Genomic DNA, 10,374 nt, shown 5'->3' with positions numbered 1-10,374 from the left:
AATCAACAAACTCCCGCCGGGCGTCCAACGAAAAATTCCTGACCACAACACGCTCCATCAATCAGAGCGTTGCAACGACCCTATGACTCCGCCCCGTCAAAACGCGCACAAATGCGACCTAGTTGGGCGGGGAGGCGGGACTTTTCTTCTGCGGGTACGGGGCTTCGTGCCGGGCCAGCATTTCAACGAAGGCCGCGATCTTCCTGGCTCGCGTCTCGGCACGCTTCACCGAGTTGGTCCGGTGGATCAGCGCGAAGCGGTTCTGCGATGTCAGGACCTCGAACATCGCCTGGGCCTCCGGAACGGCGGCAATGGCCGCGGCCAGATCCTCCGGCACTTCAATGGTGGCCGGCCCGGCATAGGCTGCCTCCCAGCGCCCATCGGCTTTGGCGGCGTCGACGGCGGCCCATCCGGAGGCGGTCATCCTCCCGGCCTCGTCCAAACGGGCAATGTGCCCCACGTTCCGGGCGGACCAGATGCTCTTGGCGCCGCGCGGGGTCATACGCTGGAAGTAGCTCTCGGCGTCGCGTTTCTTCACCTGCCCGTCAATCCACCCGAAGCAGAGAGCCTCGTCAAGGGCGGCGTCGTAATCGAGCTCGGTGACGTTGCCGCCCTTCTTGTGGAGGACCAGCCACACGCCGCGGCTCTCTGCCGCGTGATCGGACAACCATTCGCGCCATTGGTCCGCGTCTTTGACGATCAGTTCTGCAAGTTCGATGGGCATGGCCCCATTCTGCTGTGAATCCGTGCTTTCGGCATATGCTTGGGAGCGGAAGCCGCGAATTGCCGGGAACCAGCCCAGGAGGATCCATGCTGCGAGCACGCCCCATCCACTTCACCTCCCGGCCGGAACCGTGGGCCGAACTGCTTGAGGCTCTTGGCCTGGTGGTCACCAAGGCGGACAAGGACTGGTGGGAGTTCGACGCCGGATCGGGCCGCCTCGCGTTGCACAGGGTGGCGCACGAATCCACCCAGCCGGACGATGGCACCACCATGTTCGGCGTTGAGGTGGGCGTGCTGGACGAGTTCGCCCGGCGGACCAGGGACGACGGAACCATCGCGGACGTCACCGAGGCAGCCCACGGGGAAACCGTCCAAGTAACGGCACGGGATGGCTTCACCTTCCTGGCCGACCCGGCCCAACGCGCCGCCGACGGAACCTGGGCGACCTCTGACGAAGCCGACCCGGCACTCGCCGTGGTGGCCACGTGGGTGAGTCCCGACGTCGTGGGTTCCGCCCAGGAGCTCCGCAACATTGGCGCGCGGCAGCGCTCCTCGACCGACGAGTCGGCTACTTTCACTACCAAGAACGGCGGCATCCTGCGGGTGGTGCACGGCGCGGAGCCCGCGTCCGGCGACCTGGCTTTCGAGTACGACGGCGGCCTGGAACCACTACTGGACAGGCTCCACGGGGCGGGCATCGACTCAAGGATCGAGGACGATGTGCTGTACGTCGCCAACCCGGACGCGGCTGCCGGCTCCGCGCCGGCGTCGATCGTGGTGACGGGTACCTAGTCCTCCAACGCCCCGTCGCAAAGCCGCCGGACCACCTCGGTGAGCATGGTCAGCCCCGCAACGATGTCCTGGTCCGTGGTGTACTCGTGCTCGTTGTGCGAGATCCCGTCCACGCTGGGCACGAACAGCATCACGGTGGGAACCAGGTCCTTCATGTTGGTGGAGTCGTGACCGGCGAGGGTCATGACCTCCTTGTTCGACAGGCCCAGATCGGCAGCGACCTTGGCTGCCAACTCCACCCCTTCGGGCTGGTACGGCGTCACGGCCCAGGAGTGCGAGTGGTGCTGCTCCACGGAGACGTTGGCCGCCTGCTCGATCTCGGCAATGCGGGTGTGCAGCAGGGCATCGGCCTCGGCCAGCACGGCTTCGTCGGCGCTGCGCAGGTCAAGGAGCAGGTTCACGCGGGACGGAACCACCACGGGCGAGTTCGGGTAGACGTTGAGCTGGCCGACGGAGGTGTGCAGGACGCCAGGGAAACGGTCGGCGAGTTCACGGGCAGCAACCACCAGCATCGAAGCCCCGAGCAGGGCGTCTTTACGGTCCGCGATCACGGTGGATCCGGTGTGCGCCTGCTCGCCGTGGACCACGAATTCGTACTTGTTGGCGGCCCAGTTGGAGCTCACCAAGCCGATGGTGATGCCCTCGCGTTCCATGCTGCGGCCCTGCTCGATGTGGATCTCGGCGCAGTAGGCAGCCTCCGGCCCTTCATACGAGCCGCGGCAGCCGATCGCATCCAGCGCGTCCCGCACGGTGACCCCTGCGGCATCCTTGGTGTTAAGGGCGTCCTCGAGTTCCAGTTTTCCGGTGTAGACGGAGGAGCCCATCATGGACGGCTTGAAGCGGCTGCCTTCCTCGTTGAACCAATTGACGACGGCGAGGTTGAAAGTGGGTGCCTCGGCGCCGGCTTCCCAGCGGCTCACCAATCGGAACGCAGCGTGGGCGGCAGCGAGGACGCCGTACGCACCGTCGTAACGTCCCGCCGTCGGCTGTGAATCCATGTGCGAGCCGACCACCACGAACGGCGCACCGGGCACGGCTTCGTAGAGGCCCCACTGGTTGCCTGCGTGGTCGAACTTCACGGTGAAGCCGTGCTCCTCGAGGAGGCCGGTGAGCCAGCGGCGCTGTTCGCCGTCGGGGACGGTGGCGGCCTGGCGGTCCACGCCGCCGTTCTCAGTGGCTCCGAAGACGCTCATGGTCCGGAAGTCCTGCACGAAAGCGGTGTCCTGGGCGGTGAAGCTGGCTGTGGTTGTCATGGTCTCCCCTAAAGGCTGTGGTGCGACTGGCCGGCTGGAACGAGCGACGCCGGCGCAGTGTGGAAGTCGGTTGATTGGTAGGTGAAACGGCCTCCGACGGCGGTGGCCAGGACGCGCAGTTGGCTGATGTCGGGTGCGTCCAAAGGAGAGGCCGAGAGGACTGTGAAGTCCGCGAGCTTGCCGGGTGTGAGGGTCCCTTTCACGTCCAGCGATCCCGTGGCCTCGGCGGCTCCGCTCGTGTAGGCCGCCAGGGCCTGCAACGGCGTGAGCCGCTCGGCCGGATTGCCGAAGACCGCGCCGGATTCCGTGCGACGGTCCACGAACGCCTGCATCCCGCGCAGGACGTTCCCATCGGCGACCGGCCTGTCGGAGCTGCCTGCGAGCGTGACTCCGGCTTCGAGGAAGCTCGCTGCCCGGTACGCCCACGGAAGGCGCTCCAGCCCGAGCGAAGCAGTCATGCCATCTCCGCCGTCGCGGAAGAAGCTGGCCTGTGGGGTGACGGCGATGCCTGCTCCCGCGAGCCTGTCCAGCTGCTCCGGCCGGGTCATGGAGGCATGCTCGATCCTGTTGGGCACACGCCGTGGGCCGTAGGTGGCCTGGCAATCCGAGAGGATATCCAGGGCCAGGTCGATGGCCCGGTCTCCGATGGCGTGGGCCGCGATGGACCATCCTGCGGCGTAGGCGGATTCGATGCGTTCCCGGAGTTGCGCCGGGTCGGCTTGGAAGTAGCCCACATTGCCGCGGTTGTCCTTGTGCCCGTGGCTGCAAAACTCGTGGCTCACGGCAGCCGTCTCACCCAGAAGCGAGCCGTCCAGGAACACCTTCGCCGGCCCGAGTGACAGGAAGTCGCCGCCGAATCCGGTGGAAATCCCCAGGTCCAGTCCGGCGGGAGCCGCATCGGGACTGTCCGAGGTATGTCCATCGAGGGGGTGCAGCACATCCAGTACCGGCATCACCTGTGCCCGGGCGTGCAGGCGCCCGTTCCCGGCAGCCCGTTGGTAGGCGGCAAGTTCGGCCGGGCTGTGCCCGATCCAGCCTCCGCCCACCCCGGCTTCGGTGAAACTCGTGATTCCCTCCGAGGCGTAGTACGCCGTGGCCCGTTCAAGGGCCGCCTCGATGTCCTCCAGCGCGTACGGCAGGATCAGTTGCTGGATGAGTTCCTGCGCCGTCTCCTGGACGAGTCCCGTGGGACGTCCCGCTGCGTCGCGGACAATGGCACCGCCGTCGGGATCGGGGAACGACGGCGAGTGGGCTCCTGCCAGCCGCAGCGCGGCCGTGTTGACCACGGCCATGTGCCCGGAGTTGTGGCGCATGAACAGCGGCCGCTCCCCGGTGATGCGGTCGAGCTCGGTGATGTCCGGGAAGAGCCCGCCGTGCTGGGTCTGGCTGAAGCCGGTGGCGAAAAGCCAGCCCTCGCCTTTGGTTCCACCGCCGTCCGTGACTGCGTCCCGCAGCAGCGAATACAGTTCCTCCAGGCCCCGGGCACCGGACACGTCCAGTTCCGCGAGTCCCAGTCCGAACCACGTGGTGTGGCAGTGGGCGTCGATGAAGCCCGGAGTTAGCGTCGCGCCGCCGAGGTCCAAAACCTGGGTGGCTTCCACACCGGACAGGTCCTCTTCGAGGCCCACGATGCGGCCCTGCCAGATGCCCAGCGAACTGGCGGTGGGCCGGTCCGGGTCCATGGTGATGATGTCTGCGTTGCGCAGGAGGAGATCGAGTTTCATGGCGTTTTCTAGCGGTGGGACGTGGTGACGGACTTGATGCGCGTGTAGTCCTCGAGCCCGAACACGGACAGGTCCTTGCCGGTACCGGAGTGCTTGAAGCCACCGTGCGGCGCTTCGGCCGGGATGACCTGGTGGCAGTTGATCCAGACAGCACCGAAGTCGAGCTCATTGGAAACGCGCGTCACCACACCGTGGTTCTCGGACCAGACACTGGAGGCCAGGGCGTACTTGGTGCCGTTGGCGAGCTCCAGGGCTTCCTCTTCCGTGGCGAAGGGCTGGACGGTCAGGACGGGACCGAAGATCTCGTCGCACACCACCTCATCGGTCTGGAACACGCCGTCGATCACCGTGGGTTCGAAGAAGTACCCGGTTCCGGTGCGTTTGCCACCGGCCAGGACCTGCGCGTTCGCGGGAAGGCGGGACATGAAGCCCTCCACGCGTTCCAACTGGGCGGCGCTGTTGAGCGGGCCAAGGTCCTCGCCAACACGAAGAGCCGAGGCAGCATCGGCCAAAGCCGCGGCGAACTCCGCATGGATGTCCTGGTGGACCAGCACGCGGGTCACGGCCGTGCAGTCCTGGCCCGCGTTGAAGAAGGCGGCCAGGGCGATCTCGCGTGCGGTCCGCTGGATATCGACGTCGGCAAACACCACCGCGGGTGCCTTGCCGCCGAGCTCCAAATGGACGTCCTTGAGGGTCTTGGACGCTGCGGACATCACCTGGGCACCGGCCCGCGTGGATCCGGTGATGGACACCATTTCCGGAATCTCGTGGTCCACCATGGCAGCCCCGGCTTCGCGGCCGCCGCACACCACGTTGACCACACCGGCCGGGTACACCTGTTGGGCCAGTTCAGCCAGCACCACAGTGGACCACGGGGTGGTGTCGGCAGGCTTGAGGACCAGGGCGTTGCCCGCTGCCAAGGCCGGGCCGATCTTCCAGATGGCCATCATGAACGGGTAGTTCCACGGAGTAATCTGGGCGACCACGCCGATCGGCTCCCGCCGGATGGTCGAAGAGAATCCTTCGACGTACTCGGTCTGTGCCGTGCCCGAAACCACCCGGCAGGCTCCAGCAAAGAAGCGGAGTTGGTCGGCACCGCGGAGAATTTCGAGCTCGCGGGTGAGGGTCGCCGGCTTGCCCGTGCAGGCAACTTCGGCTTCGAGCAACCGGTCAACGTTGGCCTCGATCAGGTCCGCCAGCTGCAACAGCAGCGACTGGCGCGTGCCCGGCGTCGTGCGCTTGTAGCTCTTGAAAGCCGCGGCAGCGGCCTGGAACGCGGCGTCGACCGTGGCGGCGTCGCTGTCCGGAGCGGTACCGATCTGCTCGCCCGTGGTGGGGTCGAAGAACGGGAGAGTTTCCGGCGCGGAGACGGACTCGCCGTTGATGATGTTCTGGAGCTGAATCACGAAAAAGGTCCTGACTCTTAGTTGGACGTCTTGGGCGAACGCGTCGTGGGGTCCTGCGGCAAGTGCAGCAACGCGGGAAGGCCGGAGTCGACGGCGCGGCGGAACGCGGCTGCGAAGTCTTCCGTGCGGTCCACCCGCTCGCCGTAACCGCCGTAGGAGCGGGCCAGCGCGGCGAAGTCCGGGTTGGTCATGTGCGTTCCGGACGGACGGTCCGGGTAGTGCGCTTCCTGGTGCTCACGGATGGTGGCGAAGATGCCGTTGTCCACCACCAGCACGATGAACTGCGCGCCGTAGCCCATGGCCGTGGCGATTTCCTGGCCGTTCATCATGAAGCAACCATCACCTGCTACCGAGATGACCTGCCGGCCCGGGTACGCGAGCGACGCTGCCACTGCGGCCGGGATACCCATACCCATGGCGCCATTACGGGGAGCGGCCAGGGAGTTGGCGGTGTTGTGCTCAAGGTAGCGCGCCGGCCACAGGGCGTGGTTCCCGGCACCGAAGGTGAGGACGGCGTCGTCGGCCATTTCCTTCTTGAGGAGCTCCATGGCGAAGCCGAGATCGACGCCGATGCCGCCGTCGGGGGTTGGCGTGGAGAACTTCAGTTGCTCGGCGCGGGCGGTCGCGAACCAGCCTTCCTGCGGTTCCACGGCAGCGTCAACGGCGGCGAGGGCACCCGCAAACGCCGAAACATCGGCAACTATGTGCTGGTCCACCCGGCCGAAGTGGCCCAACAGGTTCGCGTCTGCGTTGACCACAATGGTCTCGGCGCTGAGCCCCCGCTGGTAGCCGTCGGAGAGGACGTCGCCGCGGACGCAGCCTACAAAGACCAGCAGATCGGCGTCGTCCAGGCGCTGGGCGTTCGCGTCGCTGCGGCCGTATCCGAGGAAGCCTGCGTAAGCGTCGCTCCGGTGGGGAACGGCGTCGTAGGCACGGAAGTCCGCCACCACCGGGATGTTGTGACGGCTCGCCCAGGCGGCCAGTTGCCCGCCTGACTCCTGGGTCCAGCCTTCGCCGCCGACGACGATGAGCGGCTTGCGCGCCTGCTCCAGCGTCTGCTTCAACGCGGCAAGGTCCGCGACGGTCGGCTCCGGGCGGGCGACCGTGCGGGGTTCCACCGTGGCGTCCTCGACGACGTGCACCAGGACGTCCTCCGGAAGGCCGATGACCACGGGTCCGGGACGCCCGCTGAGGGCGGTGAAGATGGCGTCGTCCACCACGCGTGCTGCGGAAGCGGCGTCGTCGAGCGTGACCACCTTCTTGGCGGTGCTGCCGAACCAGGCGTTGATGTCGAACTCCTGGAACGACTCCCGCCCACGGTCTGCGACCGGGATCAGGCCGACGAACAGGATCAGCGGCGTGGCATCCTGGTGGGCCGTGTGGATGGCGATGAACGCGTTTGCTGCGCCCGGACCGCGGGTCACCATGGCCACGCCTGGAAGTTCCGTCAGGCGGCCTTCGGCGAGGGCCATGAACCCGGCGCCGCCTTCCTGGCGGGCCACGACGTTCTGGATGGGTGAGCCGTGCAATCCGTCAAGGACATCCAGGAAGCTTTCGCCCGGCACGGTGTACACACGCTTGATGCCTGCCCGTTCGAGTTGGCCAACAATCAGGTGGCCCGCAGTGGTGGTGCTCAATGCTTCATTCCTTCTTCTTCGATGGAAAGGCGTGGGAGGAACAATCCGGAGAGGGCGGTCAGTGCGGAAACGACCAGCAGGATGATGGCGCCCGGCCAGAAGGAGTTGTTGGTGGCCACCAGGGCCGTGGCGATCAGCGGCACGAAGCCGGAGATGACGCCTGCCGTGTTGGAGGTAATGGCGACGCCGGTGTACCGCACCTTCGTGGCGAAGAGGGCGGTCAACGCGGTGCCTGAGACGGCGTACGGGATGGACAGGACAGCGACGCCGATCATCATGCCCAGGACCACCAGCACGGGATTGCGGCTGTCAATGGCCAGGAACACCGGGACTGCGATGAGGGCTGAGGCAACGCCACCCCAGAGGATGACCTTGCTGGCGCCGAATTTCTCGCCCAGGCGGCCGGCCCAGATGAGCGCGCCGATTTCGAGGGCAGCGGCAAGCAGGGTGCCCAGGAGCAACAACTCGGAGGGCAGCTTGAGGACCTTGGTGCCGTAGAAGACCACAAAGCTGGTGATGAGGTAGAAGCCGCCGATGCCCAGGAGAGCCGAGCACATGCCCACCAGGATTTGCCGCCAACTGTTCTTCAGGACGCCGCGGATGGGTGCGTGCTCTGTTTCGCCGGATTCCATGAGGGCTTCGAATTCGGGCGACTCGCTGAGCTTGCTGCGGATCCACAGGGAGACGGCCAGCAGCGGGATAGCTGCGATGAAGGGAATGCGCCAGCCCCAGGCGTCGAAGTTGGTTTGGCCCACCAGGAAGAGCATGCCGAAGAAACCGCCCGAGGACAGGATGGTGCCGATGGGCGAACCCACCTGCGGAAGCGCCGCGTAGCGGGCACGCTTCTCCACTGGAGCGTTCTCGACGGCGATGATCACCGCGCCGCTCCACTCACCGCCGACGGCGAGGCCCTGGACGATGCGCAGCGCCACGAGGAGGATGGGGGCGGCCAGGCCGATGGTCATGTAGTTCGGAAGCAGGCCGATGAGGCCGGTGACAATGCCGATCCCGACGATGGTGACCATGAGGATCTTCTTGCGGCCCACCTTGTCGCCGAGGGCGCCGAAGATGAAGCCACCGATGGGGCGGGCCACGAAGCCAACAGCCAACGTTGCGAAGGAGCCCATTGCTGCGACGAACGGGTCCTGCGAGACGAAGAACTGTGCGTTGAACACCAGCGCAGCGGCTGTGGTGAAGAGGAAGAAGTCGTACCATTCCAGCGCCGTGCCCACCAGGGCAGCGAGGGCCACCTTCTTGGTGACGCTTTCATCGACGACGCGTGCTGCCGTGGGGCTGACGCCCGCGGCTCCGCTGACGGTGCTTGCCATTGTTGCTCCAAAAGTGCGAAAACGGGACCGGGCGTTGGGTGCCCGGAAGGTGGTGTGGATGCTTGTGAGGGGGTTCACTCCACAGTGACTCATTCCATAGTGCCAGTAGTTTTTCCCAAAATAACTAGCGATACATCACGCAAAAGGGCCGCTAGGATGTGTGAATGCACAATCTTGAAACGTCGGGGCACCCCCAGCGCTGGACGGAACTGGTGGATCAGCTGGATGGACGGCTGGATGAACTGGCCCGCGCGTTTACCGCCAGGGTCCGGGAAATCCCCGAATACGGCGAGAGCCAAGTGACTATCCAGGAGATCACCGAGACTGCCCGCGGAACGTTCCGGCGCCTCATCCGTGGGCTCAAGAACGGCACAACTGACAGCAGCGACGGACTGCTGGACTTCGCCTCCGACCTCGGCTCCAAGCGCGCCCGCGCAGGCATTCCTCCAGAGTCCCTGACGTCCGCGGTACGCCTGGACTTCAGCATCCTGTGGGCCGAGTTGTTGGAGATTGCCAAGCCGGAGGACGCCATCCTCTTGGCCTCCAGGGTGGACCAGGTGTGGCGGGTGGTGGACGAGTTCGCCACCCGGACCCACACGAGCTACCTCACCGAACGCGTGCGCATGGCCCAGGAAGAGTCGAGCATCCAGCGAGAGTTCATCGCCCGCCTGTTCAACCAGAGCACGCCGTCCCTGGAGACCTCCGCGCAAGTAGCTTCGGCCCTGGGCATCAACCCGGAATCCCGGTTTGCCCTGGTGGCTGCGAGCGGCGATCCCGGGGCACGGCTCCGGGCTGCCGCGTCGCAGTTCGGATCGAACCAGCACTCCCGGCAGCGATTGTTCCTGCACGAGTCGGGCGGAAATACCTACGTGTTCTGGACCCTGCCGCCGCTCCGGTCAAGGGCTCCGGAAAACCGCGGCGAGCTTCACGGACCCGACGCCGAAAGACACCAGCTGCCGCCCGGCGTCGTGGACGTCCCCTGTGGCTACGTTCCCGAAGTCCTGGGACTGCGGGCCCTTCCGGCAGCGGCCCGGACAGCGGAAAGCCTCGCCGCGCTGCTCCGGCCACGCGATGCAGGTCCGCTGTCCGCTGGCTCAGCATGGGCTCGGCTGGCGCAACAGAACCTGCAGGACGCCGGACTGGACCTTGCCGCCGAACTCGAGGACGCCCTGGCTGAATGCAAGGGCGGCGAGCGCGAGCGCCTGTTGGAGACCGTTCGAAACTACCTGACCACGGGCAATGTCACCCTGACCTCGGAGCAGTTGTTCTGCCACCGGAACACCATCCTGAACCGACTCAACCGCTTCCAGGAATTGACCGGAATTGACCTCGCAGTGCCGGCGAGCGCAGCCCGGCTGGTGGTGGCCTGGGCGTAGTGCCGTGTTCTGATTCCGGAAAAGCCCGATGTGTGTTCTCACATTCCCGGCCCGTTTTTGCTGGGATTTATGCCATTGAAGCTGTGATCGGCAACACAGAATAGTTGTAGCTACCTTGCACCGGACACTCGTCCC

At 66.0% G+C, this 10,374-nt stretch carries 8 protein-coding genes; 2 read left to right on the top strand and 6 right to left on the bottom strand.

Annotated elements, in window-relative coordinates; all coding sequences use genetic code 11:
* Positions 1-118 precede the first annotated feature (118 nt).
* Positions 119-724: a YdeI family protein gene (locus tag ACIQT2_RS11690; RefSeq protein WP_402946477.1), complete on the bottom strand. Its 606-nt coding sequence runs from the start codon at positions 722-724 to the stop codon at positions 119-121.
* An 86-nt stretch (positions 725-810) separates the two neighbouring features.
* Here ACIQT2_RS11690 and ACIQT2_RS11685 point away from each other — a divergent pair, with 86 nt between their 5' ends.
* Positions 811-1,515 (top strand): hypothetical protein, encoded by a 705-nt coding sequence (locus ACIQT2_RS11685; RefSeq protein ID WP_402946475.1) that lies wholly within the window; start codon positions 811-813, stop codon positions 1,513-1,515.
* Here the strand turns inward: ACIQT2_RS11685 and ACIQT2_RS11680 are convergent.
* Genes ACIQT2_RS11680 through ACIQT2_RS11660 form a run of 5 tightly spaced genes read right to left on the bottom strand, consistent with a single transcriptional unit; the run spans position 1,512 to position 8,863 of the window.
* The gene (locus ACIQT2_RS11680) at positions 1,512-2,768 is read right to left on the bottom strand and encodes a M20 family metallo-hydrolase (protein WP_402946473.1); all 1,257 of its coding nucleotides are present in this window, start codon (positions 2,766-2,768) and stop codon (positions 1,512-1,514) included. The genes ACIQT2_RS11685 and ACIQT2_RS11680 overlap by 4 nt on opposite strands.
* A gap of 8 nt (positions 2,769-2,776) precedes the next feature.
* A complete protein-coding gene (locus ACIQT2_RS11675; protein ID WP_402946471.1) occupies positions 2,777-4,492 on the bottom strand; it encodes an amidohydrolase in 1,716 nt (571 codons plus the stop codon).
* Positions 4,493-4,500: 8 nt separating this feature from the next.
* The gene (locus ACIQT2_RS11670) at positions 4,501-5,898 is read right to left on the bottom strand and encodes a gamma-aminobutyraldehyde dehydrogenase (protein ID WP_402946469.1); all 1,398 of its coding nucleotides are present in this window, start codon (positions 5,896-5,898) and stop codon (positions 4,501-4,503) included.
* 17 nt (positions 5,899-5,915) lie between these two features.
* Positions 5,916-7,535 (bottom strand): thiamine pyrophosphate-dependent enzyme, encoded by a 1,620-nt coding sequence (locus tag ACIQT2_RS11665; RefSeq protein WP_402946467.1) that lies wholly within the window; start codon positions 7,533-7,535, stop codon positions 5,916-5,918.
* On the bottom strand, positions 7,532-8,863 hold the full coding sequence (locus tag ACIQT2_RS11660; protein WP_402946465.1) for an MFS transporter: 1,332 nt from the start codon (positions 8,861-8,863) through the stop codon (positions 7,532-7,534). Before ACIQT2_RS11660 ends, ACIQT2_RS11665 begins: the two co-directional genes overlap by 4 nt.
* A 164-nt stretch (positions 8,864-9,027) precedes the next feature.
* On the opposite strand from ACIQT2_RS11660, the gene ACIQT2_RS11655 reads away from it, so the two are divergent.
* Positions 9,028-10,239 (top strand): PucR family transcriptional regulator, encoded by a 1,212-nt coding sequence (locus ACIQT2_RS11655; RefSeq protein ID WP_402946463.1) that lies wholly within the window; start codon positions 9,028-9,030, stop codon positions 10,237-10,239.
* The last annotated feature ends 135 nt before the right edge of the window (positions 10,240-10,374 follow it).

This window comes from Paenarthrobacter sp. NPDC090522, assembly GCF_044769225.1.
Taxonomy (GTDB): domain Bacteria; phylum Actinomycetota; class Actinomycetes; order Actinomycetales; family Micrococcaceae; genus Arthrobacter.
Note: the sequence above shows the minus strand (reverse complement) of the source record. Positions and strands in the feature narration are given on the sequence as shown.

What these genes read in the sequence shown, in the direction of transcription:
- ACIQT2_RS11690 (WP_402946477.1), bottom strand. Translation starts at nt 724, where the DNA reads ATGCCCATCGAACTTGCAGAACTGATCGTCAAAGACGCGGACCAATGG.
- ACIQT2_RS11685 (WP_402946475.1), top strand. Translation starts at nt 811, where the DNA reads ATGCTGCGAGCACGCCCCATCCACTTCACCTCCCGGCCGGAACCGTGG.
- ACIQT2_RS11680 (WP_402946473.1), bottom strand. Translation starts at nt 2,768, where the DNA reads ATGACAACCACAGCCAGCTTCACCGCCCAGGACACCGCTTTCGTGCAG.
- ACIQT2_RS11675 (WP_402946471.1), bottom strand. Translation starts at nt 4,492, where the DNA reads ATGAAACTCGATCTCCTCCTGCGCAACGCAGACATCATCACCATGGAC.
- ACIQT2_RS11660 (WP_402946465.1), bottom strand. Translation starts at nt 8,863, where the DNA reads ATGGCAAGCACCGTCAGCGGAGCCGCGGGCGTCAGCCCCACGGCAGCA.
- ACIQT2_RS11655 (WP_402946463.1), top strand. Translation starts at nt 9,028, where the DNA reads ATGCACAATCTTGAAACGTCGGGGCACCCCCAGCGCTGGACGGAACTG.